Below are 18,493 nucleotides of genomic sequence, written 5' to 3'. Positions count from 1 at the left end.
GCTCTTTCCGAAAGTGAGGTCAGATTGAACGAATTTCTCGAACCGGGCATGTTGGTGCGCAACCCGCTCGCGGCGGATTGGGGCGTCGGGCAGGTTCAGTCGCGCATCGGCGACCGGATCACGGTCAATTTCGAACATGCTGGCAAACAGGTTATCGACGGGCGTCGGGTGCAGCTGATGCTCGTTTTGCCCGATCAGGGTTGATAAACGGTTAACGCCGCAGCGACCAAAAAACAACCTTCGCGTGCATCCGCCGCGACGCGACGTATGGTTTGCTCTGTGTGGCGTTGCATTTGGCCGCGGCTCTGCCGTAAAACTTCGCAGACGCTTTGGGGCAGGGACGCATGGCCGCGGAATCCGCACATTATCAGATCCGCCTTGCGACGGAGCCTTCGGACCTGATGGCCGCGCAAAGGCTACGCTATTCGGTCTTCGTCGAGGAACTGGGCGGCGACGGACCGCTGGTTGATCATGAAAACCGGTTTGAACGGGATGAGTTCGACGAGGTCTATGATCACCTGATCCTTGTGGACCCGAGCCGGGATGCTGCCGCGCTTGAACATGTCGTCGGTGTCTATCGGCTTCTGCCCTCGGATCGCGCGGCGCAATTCGGGCGCTTCTATTGCGATTCCGAATATGACCTGAGCAAGCTGCGCGCCTCGGGCCGCAAGCTGCTGGAGCTTGGCCGCTCTTGCGTGGACCCGGACTATCGCGGCGGGGCCTCGATGCTGCTGCTGTGGAATGCGCTGGCCGACTACGTTCTGGCCAATGAGATCGAGATCCTGTTCGGCGTGGCCTCGTTCCACGGCATCGACCCGGAGCCCCTGCGGATGCCGCTGGCCTGGCTGCACTATCACCACCTTGCCCCCGAGGCGCTACGCCCCCGCGCGTTGCCCGAACATTTTCAGCCCATGGACCTCGTTCCCGAGGATCAGCTGGACCGCAAGGCCGCGATGGCCGCGATGCCGACGCTGATCCGTGCCTACCTGCGCCTTGGCGGTTTCGTGGGCGAGGGTGCATTCATTGACGCGCCGTTCAACACCACCGATGTGCTCCTTCTGATGGACACCAAGGCCATGAGCGAAAAGCACCTGGATTTCTACACTCGACGCCACGAGGGCCGCGCGTGAGCACCTGGGACGACGCGACCGAGCCCGAGGTCCGGGCAATCGGCCCATTGGGCTGGTTGCGGGTGCTGCTACGCGGCAGCGTTCTGGGCTTGGTGACCTATGGCGGACTGGTCCTGCTGCTGCTCATGCGGCTGATCGAGCGCCCGCTGTTCCGTGAGGCCCGGCCCTGGACCCCCGCGATCACCATGGCCGTTTGCCGCAGCGCCTTTCCGATCATGGGCATTCGCTACCGCGTGCGCGGCGCACCGATGGAGCATATCGGGGCCGTGGTGGCCAATCATGGATCGTGGCTTGATATCTTTGCGCTCAATGCCTGCCAGAGGGTCTATTTCGTCGCGAAGTCCGAGGTGGCAAGCTGGCCCGGTATCGGCTGGCTCGCCCGTGCGACGGGCACCGTCTTTATTCGCCGCGACCCGCGGGAGGCCAAGGCGCAGCAGCAGCTGTTCGAGGATCGCATTCGCGCGGGCCATCATCTGCTGTTTTTCCCCGAGGGCACCTCGACCGACGCGCGTCGCGTGCTGCCGTTCAAGCCCACGCTGTTTGCGGCCTTCTACAGCCACGGGCTCGACAAGGTCATGCAGATCCAGCCCGTCACCGTGATCTACCGCGCGCCGGAAGGCGAAGACCCGCGGTTTTACGGCTGGTGGGGCAAGATGGATTTCGGCTCGCACCTGCTCAAGATTCTCGCGGTGCCCCGGCAGGGCGAGGTCGAGGTCGTGTTCCATGAACCCGTCGATGTGGCGGATTTCCCGTCCCGCAAGGAGCTGTCCGCGCATTGCGAGGCCGCGGTGCGCTCGGCTATGCCCGAGGAAGCCTAGCCCGCATTGCACGCAGCACATAAAGCCGGATCGCCGTGGCCAGCCCGGTATCCACCCCGCGCGCGGCGTCGATCTCGGTCGCCAACTCGTTCAGGCCTTTGCCCTCGGCCTCGGCAATCTCGCGAAAGGCCGCCCAGAACTCGTCCTCAAGCGAGACCGAGGTGCGGTGCCCCTCGAGCGTCAGCGAGCGTTTGCGCGGACGGCTCATTCCTCTTCCCGCTTGTGCTGGTCAAGCTTGTTGCGCGCCATGTCGGCCTCGGTCTCTTCGAGCTTGCGCTGCGCCTTGGTGCGCCCGAACTTAGCGGCATTGGCATCGGCCTGTGTGCGCTTCTTGGTGCGATCGGCCTGTTTGCGGGCGGTGTTGAGGTTGACGATTTTTCCGGTCACGGGTTGGCCTCGGTTGGTTCGGGCGAAGACTAGCGAGAATTCCGCTGCGGGTGTAGCCTTGAGATGGGGCGGGAGTATCCACACCGACAAGAACGCCAGCCGGGCATGAGGTCAAGTCAATCCAGGGAGGGACTTCTCATGATGATAGCGCGTTGGCATATCAAGGCGAAGTTTGGCTATAAACAGACCGTCATCGACCTGATGAAAGAGTGGCAGGCGCAAGTCGGACCACAGACCGGGCTCGATGTGTCGCAGGAACGGATCCTGACGGGGTCCGTCGGGGCCTGCGAATCCGAGATCGAAAGCGAGATCCACGTGAAGGATCTGACCGAGCTGGACGGCATGTTTGCCAAGCTCGGCTCGATCAAGATGCATGCAGACTGGGGCCGTAAGATGAGCGAGCACGTCGTCTCGGGTTCGAACTACTGGGAGGTGCTACGCGTCGTCGAGTGACGCGGGCGCAACGAAAAAGGGCGGCCCGGGGGCCGCCCTTTCGAAACAGGTCAGGCGTAATCAGCCTTTCGGGCCGATCATGTCTTCGGGGCGCACGATGCGGTCGAAGGTTTCCGCGTCGACATAGCCAAGCGCGATGGCCTCTTCCTTCAGCGTGGTGCCGTTCTTGTGCGCGGTCTTGGCGACCTTGGTGGCGGCATCGTAGCCGATGGTCGGCGCAAGCGCGGTGACCAGCATCAGCGACTCTTTCATCAGCTTGTCGATGCGGGCGGTGTTCGCCTGGGTGCCCACGACCATGTTGTCGGTGAATGCGCTGGCCGAGTCGCCCAGCAGTTGCATCGACTGGAGGACGTTGTAGGACATCATCGGGTTGTAGACGTTCAGCTCGAAATGGCCCTGCGAGCCGGCGAAACCGACAGCAGCATCGTTGCCCATGACATGGGCGCAGACCATGGTCAGCGCCTCGGCCTGGGTCGGGTTGACCTTGCCCGGCATGATCGACGAACCGGGTTCGTTTTCCGGCAGGATCAGTTCGCCCAGACCCGAGCGCGGGCCCGAACCCAAGAGGCGCAGGTCGTTGGCGATCTTGAAGAGCGAGGCGGCCACGGTCTTCAGCGCGCCCGAGAACATGACCATCGCGTCATGGGCGGCCAGCGCCTCGAACTTGTTCGGCGCGGTGACGAAGGGGAGGCCGGTGATCTCGGCGATCTGGGCGGCAACGCGGGTATCCCAACCCACGCGGGTGTTCAGGCCGGTGCCGACGGCGGTGCCGCCCTGCGCCAGTTCGTAGATGTGCGGAAGGCACATCTTGACGCGCTCGATCCCGCGCTCGACCTGTTTCGCGTAGCCCGAGAACTCCTGACCGAGCGTCAGCGGCGTCGCATCCTGCGTGTGGGTGCGGCCGATCTTGATGATGTCCTTGAATTCCTCGGCTTTCGCGGCAAGGGCCGCGTGCAGCTTTTCAAGGCCCGGCAGCAGCACGTCACGCGCCTGCATGCCGATGGCGACGTGCATCGCGGTCGGGAAAGTGTCGTTCGACGACTGGCCCATGTTGCAGTGATCATTCGGGTGAACCGGCTTTTTCGAAGCCATGACGCCGCCGAGCATCTCGATGGCGCGGTTCGAGATCACCTCGTTGGCGTTCATGTTCGACTGGGTGCCCGAACCGGTCTGCCAGACCACCAGCGGGAAGTTGTCGTCGAACTTACCCTCGATCACCTCGGTCGCGGCGGCGGCGATCGCATCGGCGATTTCGGCGGTCATGTCGCCCTGGGCCTTGTTGACCAGCGCGCAGGCCTTCTTGATCACGCCAAGCGCGCGGATGATCGGAACGGGCTGACGCTCCCAGCCGATCGGGAAGTTCATGATCGAGCGTTGGGTCTGGGCGCCCCAGTACTTGTCGGCGGGGACTTCGAGCGGGCCGAAGCTGTCGGTCTCGGTGCGGGTCGCGGTCATGGCTGGGCCTCCGTTCCAATGCTGCGATGAATTTCACCCTGCGTCATAAGGTGCCTGACGCCGTTTTGCAATCAGTATGCGGCGGTATACCGACCTAACGGCGCGTGTAGGAATAGACCCGCGCGGGCGGCATGTTCAGCAAGACCTGCGGGCCGCGATGAACGGCCAGCCCCAGATCGTGCTGGACCTGCGGGTCAAGCGGCGGGCGCGGGCCGTAGGTGAACTGGATGATCTGCCCTTGCGGGGCCAGCGCAGCCAGGCAGGCCCGCAAGATCGCGTGTTGCAGCCCCGCGGGCATCGACAGCAGCGGCAGGCTGGAAACGATGGCGCCGAGATTCTCGACCCCGATGGCGGCCATGTCCTGAGCCGGGCGGTTTTCAATCCGGACACCGGGGAATTGCGCGGCGAGGCGGTGGCAGAAGACCGGGTTCAGCTCGAACAGCGTCAGGTCGGCGGGGGCAACGCCCTGCGCCAGGATCTCGCGCGTAATGTTCCCGGTTCCCGCGCCGAGTTCCGCGACCGGGCCAGTATCGGGGCCCAGTGACCCCGCCATTGCGCGGGCAAGACGCCGGGACGAGGGAACGACTGCAGAGATCTGCGACGGGCGGCGAATGGCCTGCCCAAGGAAAAGCGCAATATTGTTCATACTCGCACCGCACCTTTGATGGATGACGCAGGGTCACCCTTGGGCGGATTACTACGCTATTTTCGCCACTTGTCGAGGCTTACCACCTCGGCATCGCCACGTTCGCGCGGCGGCTCGGGCTCTTCGTCTTCTTCGTCCTCGTCGTCATATTCCTGCGTCTCAAAGCGCAGGCCGAATTCGACAGAGGGGTCCACGAAAGTGGTGATCGCGTCGTAGGGAATGTAGAGCGGCTCGGGCGCATTGCCGAAATTCAGCGTGATGCCAAAGCCTTCGTCATCGACCTCGAGGTTGTCGAACCAGTGCTGGATGACGATGGTCATTTCTTCGGGGTAGCGATCGTGCAGCCAGTCCGCCAACTCGGCATCGGGGTGGCGCGTGTTGAAGGTGATGAAGAAGTGATGCGCGCCGGGCAGCCCGTTTTCGGCGATATCCGTCAGGACATCCTGAATCAGACCGCGCATCGCGCGATGCATGAGGTTGCCGTAATCAATGCTGCGCGTCATCCGGGCCTTCCTTGGTGTTTGGCTCAGCATAGGAGATTCGCCGCGCAAGGGAAGGGGGGCCGAGCTATTCCCATCGGAAGGCCGGAAATGTTAGGTCAGCGACTCCCCCGACAGGAAGAGCGCCATCGCTTCGGGCGGCAGGACGCCAAGCTGCTCGAAGAAGCTGAGCAGGTCGAAATGGTTGAACGCCTCGGCGATGCGACCATCGTCAAAGCGCATGGCGACCTGCGCGGTAAATTCGATCGGCGCGAGCGTATCGGCCGTTTTCGCGTGCACCACCAGCAGCGCCCAAAGCCAGTCCTCGGTCTCCAGATGGCGCAGAATCGTGACCGTGGGCGACGACATCATCCGCATCAGGGCGGGGATCAGCTCTTCGAAATCCTCGGGGCGCAGGTCAAGGCCCTGCATCACGCCGGCCGCCTGCGAGTTGGGCGTGAAGAATTCGCCGATGGCATCCAGATCGCCGTCAATCCAGACGCGCTGAAACCAGTCTTGCAAGAAAGCGAGTTTGTCCATCGAAACCCTCCAGGTCTGTTTCGACCGATCCTGCGGCAGGAAGGTTGAGGACGGGTTAACCCGCGCCAGCACTGAAGGGGGAAGGTGCAGGATTCTGTTGCCAGGCTCCTGCGGGCCCCGCCTTAGGCGGCTAAGCGTAAGGACTTAAGTTTCGGTAACCCGAACTGCTTACGCAGCAAGAGCGACCGGAGCACGGTTGTCGTTGGCAACTGTACAATTTGCACCGATAACGGTGGTAGCTCACCGAGACAAAGCAAACATCTTTAGACGTTCGTCGATCCTATTTCGGCCCCATTCGCCCCCAACGAGGGAAGTTTGGTGGAGCCGCCGGGTACCGCCCCCGGGTCCGATCCGCTTATTCCATGCGCGTTTATGTCCATAGCCCGGGCAAGCCCGAACAAGGGCAATATAGGGAGGGCTCAGCCCGCCTGCAAGACGTAGCGATCCGATGCGGCGGCTGGAAAAGGCTTGGGCTCGGGATATGTTGCGGGGGCAGGAGGCGTCATGGAAAAAGCACCGCTCATCATCTGGTTTCGGCGCGATCTGCGCCTTCACGACCACCCCGCCTTGCAGGCCGCCGTTGCCGCGGGTCGGCCGATTGTACCGCTGTTCATCCTCGACCCGCTGGCAGAGGACCTTGGCGCCGCGCCGAAATGGCGCCTGGGGGAGGGGCTGGCGGCGTTTGCCCGCTCGCTGGAAGGCCTCGGGTCACGGCTGATCCTGCGGCGCGGTCAGGCACTGGAGGTGCTGCGCAGCGTGATTGCCGAAACCGGCGCCGAGGGGGTCCATTGGTCCCGCCTTTATGACCCCGAAGCGCGTGCGCGCGACAGTGCGATCAAGGCAGCCCTGCGCGCCGAGGGGCATGTGGCGCGCAGCTTTCCCGGCCATCTGCTGTTCGAGCCATGGGAGGTGGCCACCAAGGATGGCGGCCCCTATCGCGTGTATTCGCCGTTCTGGCGCGCGGTGCAGGGGCGTGCCCTGGCGCCCTCCCTTCCGGCGGTCGAGAGGCTGGACACGCCCTCCAACTGGCCGCGCAGCGAGTCGTTGGCTGATTGGCAGCTGGGGGCCGCGATGAACCGTGGCGCGCAGATCGTCGGCAAATACGCACAGGTCGGTGAGGCCCGCGCCTTGGAGCGGCTGGCGCAGTTTCTGGATGAGCGCCTCGATGACTATGCGCAGGATCGCGATTTTCCGGCGAAGCCCGGCACCTCGGGCCTGTCCGAGAACCTGAGCCTGGGCGAGATCAGCCCCCGCACGATCTGGCATGCCGCCTGGCGCCGCCTGCACGAGGGCGCGCCCGGCGCCGAGACCTTCCTCAAGGAACTGGTTTGGCGCGAATTCGCCTGGCATCTCTATTACCACTTCCCCGAGATGGCGCGCGCGAACTGGCGCGCTGACTGGGATGCGTTTGCGTGGCGCGGCGACAACGCGGATGCCGAGGCCTGGCGCCGGGGTATGACCGGAGAGCCCTTCGTCGATGCCGCCATGCGCGAGATGTTCACCACCGGCACCATGCATAACCGCGCGCGGATGATCGCGGCCTCCTACCTGACCAAGCACCTGCTGACCGACTGGCGCGTTGGTTTGCGCTGGTTCGAGGACTGCCTGATCGACTGGGATCCGGCCGCAAATGCGATGGGTTGGCAATGGGTCGCGGGCTCGGGGCCGGACGCTGCGCCCTATTTTCGTATCTTCAACCCGGCGGGGCAGGCAGAAAAATACGACCCTAGCGGCGCCTATCGGAGCCGCTTTCTGGCCGAGGGGCAGCGCAGCCCGCCCGAACCCGCGCGCGACTTTTTCGCAGCCGTTCCGCGGAGTTGGCAGATAACCCACGATGCGGCCTATCCCGAACGGCTGGTGGCCTTGGATCAAGGGCGCGCCCGTGCCCTTGCCGCCTATCAGGGATTACGGGGGTAAGCTCCAAATTTGTGCCACATTCCCCTGCGATAACCCAGATTGTCTTTATCTTGCGACAAATTCGGATTCGCGTAGATGCAACGAGTAGTAGTGCGTAACACGACAATGCAGTTACCGACGGCGGCAAAGCTGGTCGGTGTGCTGGGAATGAGCGCCTTGGCGTTCCTGTTTGTGTCTGCCGTCCTTAACTGGCTACCTGCGGGGGTGCGGACCGTTGGTCTGCTGCCCTTCGCGATTTCGGGCGGGGTGATCATCGGCTGGCGAGTGCTGGGAATGCACAGCGGCAAGGGCTGGCCTCAGGTCTTCGGGTTGGGCGGTCGCGCGGCCTTCTACCTTGGACTTTACGTGCTGTTTTTCCTTGGAACGCAGCAAATGATGACCAAGGCGCTGCGAATGCGCTACGACGGCCCCATCGACGCGATTGTTGGGGTCATCGCCGAGGGGATCTCGATCGGGATCTCGTTACTGCGGCTTGACGTGATGCTGCTGCTCTTTATCGGCGGGATGGTCAGCGCTATGATGTCCGAATACGCGGCGCGTCGCTGGCCCTGATTGCCGGCAGCGCCCCAATGGCGGCGCAGGCCGGGGCAAGATCATCGGGCAGTAAATTGGAAATCCAGTATTTTTTCTACGGCACGCTCTGTCACGTGCCGCTTTTGCGTGCGGTTCTGGGGCGAGAGCCCGGGATGCATCCCGCGACTCTTTCAGGGTTTCGCGTTCACATGGCCAGCGACGGCGCGCATGATCTGGGCTTTCCGATCCTTGTTGCAGGCGAAGGCCGCGCGCGCGGCGTTCTGGTAAGCGTCACTGCCGCCGAGGCCGAGCGCCTCGATTACTACGAGGCGGGCTTTGCCCCGGTCATTCGCGCGGTGAGAGACGAGACGGGCGCCGAATGTGATGCGCTGGTCTATCTTTCAGATGGCCGCTGGCAGCTGGGTGCTGCGTGGGATCAGGCGGCATGGGCCTCGACCTGGGGTGACATCGCGACCGAGGCCGCGCAGGATTTCATGGCGGGCATGGGCCATATCGTGCCCGAACGCGCCTTGGCGCGCTATCCGATGATGCTGGTGCGCGCGGCGTCCCGCCTGCGGGCGCGACAGACGAAACCGGCCGCGCTGCGGCGATCCGTGACCGCAGATGATCTGGTCATCAGCAGGCACATCCCCGCCTACGCTCGGTTTTTCGCAATTGAGGAATATGACCTCCAGCACAGCCTTTTCGCAGGCGGCATGAGCCGGACGCTCGACCGCGCGGCCTTCGTCTCGGGCGATGCATCGGTGGTCTTGCCCTACGACCCTGTGCGCGACCGCGTTTTGCTGATCGAGCAGTTCCGCGTGGGCCCGATGGCGCGGGGCGACACGAACCCATGGCTGATCGAACCCATCGCAGGTCGGGTCGATCCGACCGAAACCCCGGAGCAGGCCGCGCTGCGCGAAGCGGGGGAGGAGGCGGGGATAACGCTCAGCCGCCTGATCGCCGCGCCAAGCTTTTACCCCTCGCCGGGGGCCAAGAGCGAGTATCTCTACTGCTATCTCGGGCTGGCCGATCTGCCTGACGGGGCAGGGCGCCCCGGCGGGGTCGAGGCCGAAGGCGAGGATATCCGCCCGCACCTGATTTCGTTCGACGACTTGATGCATCTGGTCGAGACCGGCGAGGCCGATAACGGCCCGCTGCTTGTGCTTGCGCTCTGGCTGGCGCGGCAGCGTCCGGCCCTGCGCGCAGAGGCCGGGATCAAGGGCTAAGCCGCCCCAACCCCAAGCGACTTCCCGCTTGGGGGCTTGAGGCGGGCGCGGATGCGGCCTAAGTCTGGGCGACAGACGTCAGAGCACGAGGGGAGACATCATGCGGATTTGCAAGGATCTGGCCGGGGCCGTTGGCAATACGCCTCTGATCCGGCTCAAGAAAGCCTCGGAACTGACGGGCTGCGAGATTCTGGGCAAGGCCGAGTTCATGAACCCTGGCCAGTCGGTCAAGGACCGCGCCGCGCTGTTCATCATCCGCGATGCGATCGCGCGCGGGCAGCTCAAGCCCGGCGGCACGATTGTCGAGGGCACTGCGGGCAACACCGGGATCGGCCTTGCGCTGGTCGGCGCGTCGATGGGCTTTCGCACGGTGATCGTGATCCCCGAAACGCAGAGCCAGGAAAAGAAGGACATGCTGCGTCTGGCTGGCGCCGAGCTGGTGCAGGTTCCAGCCGCGCCCTATTCGAACCCGAACAATTACGTGCGCTACTCGGGCCGCCTGGCCGAGGAGCTCGCGAAGACCGACCCGAATGGCGTGATCTGGGCCAACCAGTTCGACAACGTGGCCAACCGGCAGGCGCATATCGAAACGACCGGCCCCGAAATCTGGGATCAGACCGGCGGCGACGTGGATGGTTTCGTCTGCTCGGTCGGCTCGGGCGGCACTTTCGCGGGCGTCGGCATGGCGCTTCAGCCCAAGGGCGTGAAGATCGCACTGGCCGACCCCGATGGCGCGGCGCTGCACAGCTATTACACCAGTGGCGAATTGAAGGCCGAGGGTTCGTCGATCACCGAGGGGATCGGGCAGGGGCGCATCACCGCGAACCTCGAAGGCTTCACCCCGGACATGAGCTTCAACGTTCCCGATGCCGAGGCGCTGCCGATCGTGTTCGACCTGCTCTCGGATGAGGGGCTCTGCCTTGGCGGCTCGTCGGGGATCAACGTTGCGGGCGCGATCCGCATGGCGCGCGAAATGGGGCCGGGGAACACCATTGTGACCGTGCTGTGCGATTACGGCACGCGCTACCAGTCCAAGCTGTTCAACCCCGACTTCCTCAAGGCCAAGAGCCTGCCGGTTCCGAGCTGGCTCGACGGAGCCGGGCGTGAGGTGCCGGAGGTGTTTGAGGGATGATCCTTCGCTTCCTGCGCATATGGCTTGTGGCAATGTTCGTCGCGCTGCCGCTGGCCGCGCAGGACGTAAAGGCGCCCGATTACAAGATCTGGGACAAGGCGTCCGAGGAGGCGCAGCAGATCGTCGCAGAGGCGACGGTCACCGATGAGCGCCTGACCGCATTGCGTGTTGCGATGGTTGACTGGCGCAAGCAGTTCCTGGCGGTGCAGGGGGCGAATGCCTCTGAAATCAAGACCGTACGCGATCAGATTGCGGCGCTTGGGCCTGCCCCTGCTGAAGGGGAAAGTGAAGATCCTGCGATTTCAAAGCGTCGCGCGGAACTGAACGATACGCTGACCAAGTTGCAGGCACCGGGACTTGCGGCGGTTGAGGCCGCGACCCATGCGGATGGCATCATTCGCGCGATCGACGATGAATTGCGCGAGCGCGCGACCGACAAGCTGCTCAGGCTCTCGCCCTCGCCTTTGAATCCGGTGAACTGGGCGGCGGGCCTCAAGATCGTCACTGCGCTCAGCGGGCAGCTTTATGACGAGGCGGTCAAGACCTTTACGGACAAAGGATCGTTCTCGACCCTCACGGAAAGCGCGCCGCTTCTTGCGCTCCTTCTGCTGGTCGCAATCGTGCTGCTGGCACGGGGCCGGCGCTGGATGGGCAATCTGTCCGCATGGCTGCTGGGCAAGTCGTCGATCCGTGCGCGTTACGTCATCGAAGAATTCGTTTCGGTCGGACAGATTCTGGTCCCCATGGTGGGCTTTACCCTGCTGATCGCGGCCGCTTCTCTATCTGGACTGGCCGGCAATCTCTGGGACGAGTTGTTGGGCGTGATCGGGTCGATCGTGCTGATGGGCCTGTTCGCCGCTTGGCTGGCTGGTCGGGTATTCCCCGCCGGTGACCAGTTTGAGGCGCCACTGCGCGTTGTTCACGAGCGGCGCGCCGAGGTGCGGCTAATCGTGCTGAGCCTTGGGCTTGTGCTGGCGATTTGGGCTCCTCTCGGAGACTGGGTCGTTGCCAAGGCAGAGAATGCCATGCGTTCGGCCCAAGGGGATTCCGATACGGTCAACGCCCTTGCATCGCAGATCGACGCGGGCCTTTCCGTTCTTGCCTTTCCGCTCCTGCTCATCGCGGGCGCGCTGCTGTTCCGTTTGGGGCAGCTGTTGCGCGCGCATGTAAGGAACGAGGCCGCGACCCTTCCGGAGAGCAGCTTTCGCGACTCGGTCATCGGGGCCGTCGGAAACCTACTGCTCGCGGTTGGCGTGGTCGGGCCCCTGCTGGGAGCGATCGGCTATGTCAATGCGGCCAATGCGCTGATCTGGCCCATGGTCGAGACGCTTCTGTTGATCGGCTTGATCCTGGTGCTTCAGAAGTTCCTGGCCGAGTTCTATGTCGTGCTCACCGACAGCGGAAGCGACGGGCGCAACAGTCTTGTTCCCGTCCTCATGGGGTTCATGCTCGTAGTGCTGTCCCTGCCGGTGTTGGCCCTTTTCTGGGGGGCACGCGTTGAGGATCTGGTCGAACTCTGGGTCGCGTTCCGTAGCGGGATCGATCTGGGTGGCGTTCGAATTTCGCCATCGGTCTTCATCACCTTCGCGCTCGTCTTCTCAATCGGTTTTGCCGTCACCCGGATTGTGCAGCGCGCGCTGCGCACCAGCATCCTGCCCAGGACCAGCATCGACAAGGGCGGCCAGAACGCCATCGTCTCGGGGCTGGGTTATGTCGGGATATTCCTTGCCGCGATGGCCGCCGTCGCCACGGCCGGGATCGACCTCAGCTCGCTGGCCATTGTTGCCGGTGCGCTTTCGGTCGGTATCGGTTTTGGTCTGCAGAATATCGTGTCGAACTTCGTCTCCGGCATCATCCTGCTGATCGAGCGCCCGGTCTCCGAAGGGGACTGGATCGAGGTTGGCGGGCAGCAGGGTGTCGTAAAGGCGATCTCGGTGCGCTCGACGATCATCGAGACCTTCGACCGCACCGACGTGATCATTCCCAACGCCGATCTCGTCTCGGGGCAGGTGACAAACTGGACGCGCGGGAACAAGACTGGCCGTTTGATCGTGCCGGTGGGCGTGGCCTATGGGGCCGATACCCGTCGCGTCTCCGAGATATTGCTCGAGATCGCGCAGGCGCAGCCGCTGGTGATGATGTCGCCAGAGCCCTACGTGATCTTCAGCGGCTTCGGAGCCGACAGCCTGAATTTCGAGATTCGCACGATCCTGTCGGACGTGAACTTCAAGATCCGCGTGCTCTCCGAGATCAATCACCAGATTTCGGAACGGTTTGCCGCAGAGGGGATCGAGATCCCCTTCGCGCAGCGTGATATCTGGCTGCGCAACCCAGAGGTGTTGCTTGGTCGTGGGGCGCAGGGTGCCACGCCAACCAAACCCGCGGCGCCGCTCGCGCCCACCAAGCCTGTAAATCCCGCACCAATGGAAGGCATGCAGGAGGTCACAACCCTGTCCGACAACGACGGGGCCGAAGACGGGGATGGCCGCTGACCCGCTTGGTTCTTCGGTTAGTCCTCGGATTCAGGCAGGCCCTCGCGTGAGAGCATGACGGCGAGCGGCCGCAGCGTCGGCGACTGGGTGCAGATGATCATCAGCGCCACCATGATCGGGACCGCCAGGAACATGCCCGGGAGGCCCCAGATTGCGCCCCAAAAGGCAAGAGAGATGATGATCCCGAAAGAGGACAGTCGCAGCGCGCGCCCCATGAGCATCGGGTCGATGACATTGCCGATAATGAACTGCGCGACACCGCATATGACGAAAACGCTCAGGGCTTCGGCGGCGTCCTGTGTCAGCACGTAAACCGCAAGGCCCGCCATCCCGGTGGCGATGATCGACCCGATCGAGGGGATGAAGTTGAGCGCGAAGGTCAGCACCGCGACGGGAAGCGCAAGATCGAAGCCGCCGACTTTGAAGATCCCGTAGACGATGGCGCTGGTCACGACCGAGACCATCGCCTTGACGAGCAGGTAGTGGTTCACGCGACGCATGATCCGGCCGACCATGTCTGACACGTGATGCGCGCGCGCCTGATCGCCAAGCAGGCTTTCCAGCTTGGCCTGGAACCAGACCCGCTCGGCAAAGAGGAAACCCACGAAAAGCGTGATCAGGATAGCCGCCGAAAGCAGGTTCGAGGCCTGGCTGGCCAATGTGCTCAGGTAGCCCGCAACTTCGATCTTCTGGATCGAGTCCAGTACCGCCGCCTCGACATCGGCGCCCATCCAGCCAAACATCCCGGCAATGGCGCGCTGCGCGGGGCCGGCATAGGCCAACACCATCGTGACGACCTCGTTTGCCTGAGCCAGCAAGACCGCCGAGGCCGTCATAAGCCCCGATGCAATCAGCACCAGCGCCACCAGCGAGGCCAGCCAGTTCGGAATCCGGACCGGCCCGATATGCAGCCGCGCGATCGCGTTGATCGCCTCGGATGTCAATGAAAACAGGATGATGGCGATGGCCAAGGAGATCAGGATGAAGCGCGCCTGCACCAGCAGAAACAGCACAAGCGCAAAGGCGATGATCCCGAGCAGCACATTGGTCAATTGCCGCGGCTCGCGTCTACGGGATACCGGCGCGGGTGGGGTTTCGAGCCGTGGTGCATCCTTCATCGACATCTGTCCTTTGCGAGACTCTCGTGCTTGGGGTGGGTTGAGTCCACGTTAGGCAAGCTGCCCGATAGAGGCAAGCACTGCCCGCCGGAATGCCCCTTGCATCCCGCCCCGCTTTACGGATAAACCCGCCGGCGGACGGGTGGCCGAGTGGTCGAAGGCGCACGCCTGGAAAGTGTGTAGGCGGGGAACCGTCTCGAGGGTTCGAATCCCTTCCCGTCCGCCATAATCCACACACTTGAAGACGCATAACATGCTGTTTAGTCAGTATTGTTTTTATGCTGCTGGGCTATATGGTCTGAGATGTCCTTGTTTTGCTGCACATTTTGCTGCACATTTTGCTGCACATTTCCTTGATAGACTTGCGATTCCATAGGCTCAAAGGTGTTCCATGAAGTTGATCAGGCGCTCAGGTACTTACTACATAAGGAAGCGGGTTCCGAAGAGGTATGGTCCGATCGAGTATCGAGATCATGTTTGGATTTCTTTGAAGACCGACTCTGAAAGCTTGGCGCGCCAAAAAGCCGTTACCGTATGGGCAGACATGATTGGAGCCTGGGAGGCGAAGCTCGCTGGCAACGTCGACGATTACGAGGAGCGTCTGGCGGCGGCTAGGGAACTCTCCGCGCGCCGTGGGTTCGAGTATATGCCCGCGCCTACGGTCGCAAAGCTTCCGATTCATCAGATTCTCGATCGCGTCGAGAGCGTTCTGAACTCAAGGGGGCAGATCGACGCACTTGAAGCGGAAGCGCTCCTTGGTGGTGTGGAGCCGCCGAAGATTACCGTCTCGCGTGCTCTTGAGCACTACTGGAAGATTGCTGCTCCTAAAGCGGCGGGGAAGAGTGAAGATCAGGTGCGGCGCTGGAAGAACCCTAAGATGAAGGCCGTCAAGAATTTCATCCGTGTAAATGGTGATGTGGATATTGCTGAGATCACCACGCCCGATCTTTACGATTTTCGTGCTTGGTGGTGGGACAGGATCATGGAGGAAGGGCTATCCGCAAACTCTGCCAATAAGGATCTCGTCCACCTGAGTTCGATCGTTAAGACTGTTGCGCGTGCAAAAGCGATCACGCTTAAGTTCAGCACAGAAGGGCTCACGATAGACGAAGGGAAGAAGAATACGCGCCCCCCGTTCTCTGTGGAGTGGATCAAAGAGAAGATACTCGCAGCAGGCGCACTCGATGGGCTCAACTTGGAGGCTCGGTGCATCGTGCTCGCGATGGTCAATACCGGCGCCCGACCGAGCGAGATCGCAGGCCTTAAGGCCCATCACATCCATCTAGATGGGGAAGTTCCATATATAGAGATCCGCCCCGAGGGGCGTAAGCTTAAGTCAGTCTATTCAGAGAGAGTGATCCCCCTTGCCGGCGTGAGCTTGGAGGCGATGCGTCTCTGTACAAATGGGTTTCCGAGGTACTTCGATAGTCCTTCGTTGTCTGCGACAGTAAACAAATACCTACGTGAGCATGATTTGCTCGAAACTGTAGAGCATTCGCTCTACGGGTTGAGGCATAGCTTTGAAGATAGAATGCTTGCGGCTGGGGTTGATGAGAGGATCAGGCGTGATTTGTTCGGGCACCGACTAAACCGCGAGCGATATGGTAGAGGTGCAGATCTCTCGCAGCTACTGGCTCTCGTAAATCGCATCGCAATTTGATCAAGCTGACGCGTGGGGATTACCTGCTTTGCCTATACGCTGCCATAGTACACTTGACCTGCTCTGACCTGCCCCCCTTGGGTCCCTCGTTCATAACGAGAGTCTGCAGGTTTGAGATTGGTAGTGGCGTCGCTCTTTTTGGGCAAGTGCACCGGGCGCGGTGCTGACGGCATTCCAGGCTCCTGCTCCTAGATCATGCCTTCTGTCTGCGCCTCGTTGAAATGGCTTTTCTTCATTCTTCTGCTCCTTCGCGGATGAGCCGACTCTACATCAGACTGATGGATCTCGCGGGGGGCAGGTCACGTGAAACGAGATCAAGCAAAGATTGAGATGTACGAATTGCGTAAGTCTCGCAGTGAGTATAGCTTGCGATGTGGGCCCAAAAAATGGATGTGCATACTTTTTGTGCGTATCTGTAACGGCAGGGGACGAGTAGTGGATCGCGGCGGGACGGAACTTAGATGGGGAGTCGAGCAGAGACTCGAGTTCATAGAGTTTCGCCTATTCTGGGATGGGCATGTGAACCGAAGCGATGTGATGGAGCAGTTTGGGCTTTCGGTGAATCAGGCGTCATCCGATTTGAGCCGTTACATTGCCTTGGCTCCAGGAAACATATTTTACGACAAAAGTGCGCGAACTTATGTTCGCGGCTTGGATTTCAGGCCGGTTTTCGAGAAGCTAGATGCTGGTCGCTATCTCTCTCAGCTTCGGTCGCTAGTCGATGGTGTCCTTGACCGCGACGATTGTTGGATCACGAATCTGCCCGCCTACAGCTCCACACCATCGCCCACGCGCGGCGTCGATCCCGTGATCCTCCGCTCGGTGGTCGGAGCTATTAGCCGATCTGAAGCGATCGAGGTGAAATATCAGTCCCTGTCTAGCCCTGAGCCGCGCTGGCGCTGGATTGCTCCTCACGCCATCGCGTTCGACGGGTTCCGGTGGCATAGTCGCGCGTTCTGCCTAACCGAAGCATGCTTCAAGGACTTCGTCCTCTCACGAATGCTCGAGCTGCGTGGGGTGCAAGATAGCGAAGTTTCAGGAGTTGCAGACAGTGATTGGTGTTCCAATGTCTCCTTGGAAATTGGACCTCACCCCGATCTTTCAGAGGCACAGGCGAATGCTATCGCTCTCGACTACGGCATGAGGAACGGCAAGGTGACTATCGAGGTCCGGCGAGCATTGCTCTACTACACGCTTCGGCGTCTTGGGCTCGACACTGACCCTGACGCTAGAAACCCGCAGGACCAACAGATTGTTCTTCTCAACCGCGACAAAATTTATCCTAGTGGTGGAAGTGCGGCTCAATGACGCTTTCGGATAATCAACCCTACAAGATGTCGTTTGCTACTGGCGGCCTGTTTTTGAACGAAAGCGTGGAAGTGGCCCGGATTCATGTCCCGACAGAGGAATGGGACGTTACCTTGCACCGCGCGCTGGAGGAAGGCGTTACCTCATTGCCCAAGGCCGCCTCGCGTCGTCGCACCCTTCGTGAGATCGTCAACCGGATTTCAACGCTAGACGAGGCAGAACTCGAGTTTCTGGTTGAAGATGCCGACCGCCAGGACCAGCAGGCCATGCTTTGGCTTGCGACTTGTCGAGCGTACCGTTTTGTCCGGGAGTTCGCGACCGAAGTCATCCATGAGCGTTTCCTGTCGTTCCAGTTCGACCTGCCGCTCGATAGCTTCGATGTACTGTTTTCCGCGAAGGCTGAATGGGACGAAGGACTTGCAGGGATCAGCCCGACGACACGTGCGAAGCTGCGCCAAGTACTCTTCCGAATGATGCGCGAAGCAAATGTCATCTCGAACGATAATCGGATACTGTCCGCCTATATCTCTCCTCGTCTCAAGTCGATACTGGCTGAGAAACACCCGCAAGACCTAGTCCTGCTGCCTGGATTGACCCGCGACGGAGGTACATCGTGATCCGACCGAGCAGCCGCAAAGAGCGGTCCGAACACCTCTTCAAAGTCGTCACGAGCCAGCGGTTCCTGACCAAGCAAGGGCTCGGCAACGAGGTGCCGTTCTTCATATGTCCGTTCCCGGCAGAAGAAGGGCTGTCGATGGGCGAGGACCGACAGGATTTGGTGACCCGGATCGCGCATGCCGGAATCGCGGTTCTCGACCTGAGCCTTTACGACCTGTCACTCGGCATTCTCAAAGAGCGTGGCATCCTTGAGCAAATCCTCGAGATCGAACGTAACACCGACAAGAACGAGCTGCGCGAACTTCTCCAGTCCGTACTGGATCCCAAGGCAAACCTGATCCCCACGATCGGCGATGCTATCGAATCAACACCGCATGACGTCATCTTCTTATCAGGGGTCGGCGAGGTCTATCCCTTTATCCGGTCGCACAACGTGCTGAACAACCTGCAGAGCACGGCCAAAGACAAGCCGACCGTCCTGTTCTTTCCCGGCAGCTATACCCACGCGCTCGCGACGGGGGCTTCGCTCGATCTGTTCGGGCGCCTGCACGACGACAAGTATTACCGGGCGTTCAATATTCTGAATTATGAGGTTTGA

The 18,493-nt window shown here is 61.6% G+C and carries 20 protein-coding genes, 1 tRNA gene and 1 other RNA gene; 14 read left to right on the top strand and 8 right to left on the bottom strand.

Annotation, left to right across the window (positions count from 1 at the left end):
• The first annotated feature begins 24 nt into the window (after positions 1-24).
• The 3 genes from LZA78_RS03070 (at position 25) to olsA (ending at position 1,948) form a co-directional block, all read left to right on the top strand.
• Entirely contained in the window at positions 25-204 is a 180-nt protein-coding gene (locus LZA78_RS03070) for a DUF3553 domain-containing protein (protein WP_233675488.1), read from the top strand.
• Between the two features lie 140 nt (positions 205-344).
• Positions 345-1,130 carry an L-ornithine N(alpha)-acyltransferase gene (gene olsB / locus LZA78_RS03065; protein ID WP_233675487.1) on the top strand — a complete coding sequence of 262 codons (786 nt, stop codon included), beginning with the start codon at positions 345-347 and terminating at the stop codon, positions 1,128-1,130.
• Entirely contained in the window at positions 1,127-1,948 is an 822-nt protein-coding gene (gene olsA / locus LZA78_RS03060) for a lyso-ornithine lipid O-acyltransferase (RefSeq protein ID WP_233675486.1), read from the top strand. The genes olsB and olsA overlap by 4 nt, the downstream gene beginning before the upstream one ends.
• Here the strand turns inward: olsA and LZA78_RS03055 are convergent.
• Both LZA78_RS03055 and LZA78_RS03050 read right to left on the bottom strand, forming a co-directional pair.
• A complete protein-coding gene (locus LZA78_RS03055) occupies positions 1,929-2,156 on the bottom strand; it encodes a ribbon-helix-helix domain-containing protein (RefSeq protein ID WP_233675485.1) in 228 nt (75 codons plus the stop codon). The two genes, olsA and LZA78_RS03055, sit on opposite strands and share 20 nt — an antisense overlap.
• Complete coding sequence (locus LZA78_RS03050) at positions 2,153-2,335, bottom strand: DUF4169 family protein (protein WP_233675484.1); 183 nt, start codon at positions 2,333-2,335, stop codon at positions 2,153-2,155. The genes LZA78_RS03055 and LZA78_RS03050 overlap by 4 nt, the downstream gene beginning before the upstream one ends.
• 138 nt (positions 2,336-2,473) lie before the next feature.
• Here LZA78_RS03050 and LZA78_RS03045 point away from each other — a divergent pair, with 138 nt between their 5' ends.
• Positions 2,474-2,788, top strand: a complete 315-nt coding sequence (locus LZA78_RS03045) for a hypothetical protein (protein ID WP_233675483.1) — start codon at positions 2,474-2,476, stop codon at positions 2,786-2,788.
• Between the two features lie 60 nt (positions 2,789-2,848).
• On the opposite strand, the gene fumC is transcribed toward LZA78_RS03045, so the two are convergent.
• The 5 genes from fumC to ssrA all read right to left on the bottom strand — a co-directional run bounded on the left by fumC (position 2,849) and on the right by ssrA (position 6,346).
• Positions 2,849-4,243: a class II fumarate hydratase gene (gene fumC / locus LZA78_RS03040; RefSeq protein WP_218631304.1), complete on the bottom strand. Its 1,395-nt coding sequence runs from the start codon at positions 4,241-4,243 to the stop codon at positions 2,849-2,851.
• A gap of 94 nt (positions 4,244-4,337) precedes the next feature.
• Positions 4,338-4,889, bottom strand: coding sequence for a class I SAM-dependent methyltransferase (locus tag LZA78_RS03035; protein WP_233675482.1), 552 nt, complete (start codon positions 4,887-4,889; stop codon positions 4,338-4,340).
• A gap of 56 nt (positions 4,890-4,945) precedes the next feature.
• Entirely contained in the window at positions 4,946-5,392 is a 447-nt protein-coding gene (locus tag LZA78_RS03030) for an SspB family protein (RefSeq protein ID WP_233675481.1), read from the bottom strand.
• A gap of 90 nt (positions 5,393-5,482) precedes the next feature.
• Positions 5,483-5,908, bottom strand: a complete 426-nt coding sequence (locus LZA78_RS03025) for an ester cyclase (protein WP_233675480.1) — start codon at positions 5,906-5,908, stop codon at positions 5,483-5,485.
• 83 nt (positions 5,909-5,991) lie between these two features.
• Positions 5,992-6,346, bottom strand: a transfer-messenger RNA (tmRNA) gene (gene ssrA, locus LZA78_RS03020).
• 66 nt (positions 6,347-6,412) lie between these two features.
• On the opposite strand from ssrA, the gene LZA78_RS03015 reads away from it, so the two are divergent.
• The 5 genes from LZA78_RS03015 to LZA78_RS02990 all read left to right on the top strand — a co-directional run bounded on the left by LZA78_RS03015 (position 6,413) and on the right by LZA78_RS02990 (position 13,191).
• Positions 6,413-7,825, top strand: a complete 1,413-nt coding sequence (locus LZA78_RS03015; RefSeq protein WP_233675479.1) for a cryptochrome/photolyase family protein — start codon at positions 6,413-6,415, stop codon at positions 7,823-7,825.
• A gap of 75 nt (positions 7,826-7,900) precedes the next feature.
• Positions 7,901-8,377: a TrgA family protein gene (locus tag LZA78_RS03010; RefSeq protein WP_233675478.1), complete on the top strand. Its 477-nt coding sequence runs from the start codon at positions 7,901-7,903 to the stop codon at positions 8,375-8,377.
• A gap of 17 nt (positions 8,378-8,394) precedes the next feature.
• Positions 8,395-9,567 carry an NUDIX domain-containing protein gene (locus LZA78_RS17820; RefSeq protein WP_306798954.1) on the top strand — a complete coding sequence of 391 codons (1,173 nt, stop codon included), beginning with the start codon at positions 8,395-8,397 and terminating at the stop codon, positions 9,565-9,567.
• Between the two features lie 100 nt (positions 9,568-9,667).
• The gene (locus LZA78_RS02995) at positions 9,668-10,699 is read left to right on the top strand and encodes a cysteine synthase A (protein WP_233675477.1); all 1,032 of its coding nucleotides are present in this window, start codon (positions 9,668-9,670) and stop codon (positions 10,697-10,699) included.
• Positions 10,696-13,191, top strand: a complete 2,496-nt coding sequence (locus LZA78_RS02990) for a DUF3772 domain-containing protein (RefSeq protein WP_233675476.1) — start codon at positions 10,696-10,698, stop codon at positions 13,189-13,191. Before LZA78_RS02995 ends, LZA78_RS02990 begins: the two co-directional genes overlap by 4 nt.
• Positions 13,192-13,208: 17 nt before the next feature.
• On the opposite strand, the gene LZA78_RS02985 is transcribed toward LZA78_RS02990, so the two are convergent.
• Positions 13,209-14,309, bottom strand: coding sequence for an AI-2E family transporter (locus tag LZA78_RS02985; protein WP_233675475.1), 1,101 nt, complete (start codon positions 14,307-14,309; stop codon positions 13,209-13,211).
• Between the two features lie 136 nt (positions 14,310-14,445).
• Between LZA78_RS02985 and LZA78_RS02980 the strand changes: the two genes are divergently transcribed.
• The 5 genes from LZA78_RS02980 (at position 14,446) to LZA78_RS02960 (ending at position 18,493) form a co-directional block, all read left to right on the top strand.
• A tRNA-Ser gene (locus tag LZA78_RS02980) sits at positions 14,446-14,535 on the top strand.
• 165 nt (positions 14,536-14,700) lie between these two features.
• The gene (locus tag LZA78_RS02975) at positions 14,701-15,969 is read left to right on the top strand and encodes a site-specific integrase (protein ID WP_233675474.1); all 1,269 of its coding nucleotides are present in this window, start codon (positions 14,701-14,703) and stop codon (positions 15,967-15,969) included.
• 390 nt (positions 15,970-16,359) lie between these two features.
• A complete protein-coding gene (locus LZA78_RS02970; RefSeq protein ID WP_255697137.1) occupies positions 16,360-17,277 on the top strand; it encodes a BrxR family transcriptional regulator in 918 nt (305 codons plus the stop codon).
• Positions 17,274-17,894, top strand: coding sequence for a DUF1819 family protein (locus LZA78_RS02965; RefSeq protein WP_233675472.1), 621 nt, complete (start codon positions 17,274-17,276; stop codon positions 17,892-17,894). Before LZA78_RS02970 ends, LZA78_RS02965 begins: the two co-directional genes overlap by 4 nt.
• On the top strand, positions 17,891-18,493 hold the full coding sequence (locus LZA78_RS02960; RefSeq protein WP_233675471.1) for a DUF1788 domain-containing protein: 603 nt from the start codon (positions 17,891-17,893) through the stop codon (positions 18,491-18,493). The genes LZA78_RS02965 and LZA78_RS02960 overlap by 4 nt, the downstream gene beginning before the upstream one ends.

The organism is Rhodobacter flavimaris, from assembly GCF_021378075.1.
Lineage (GTDB): Bacteria > Pseudomonadota > Alphaproteobacteria > Rhodobacterales > Rhodobacteraceae > Rhodobacter > Rhodobacter flavimaris.
The sequence above is the reverse complement of the archived record's forward strand: the minus strand, read 5'-3'. Positions and strand labels throughout refer to the sequence as shown.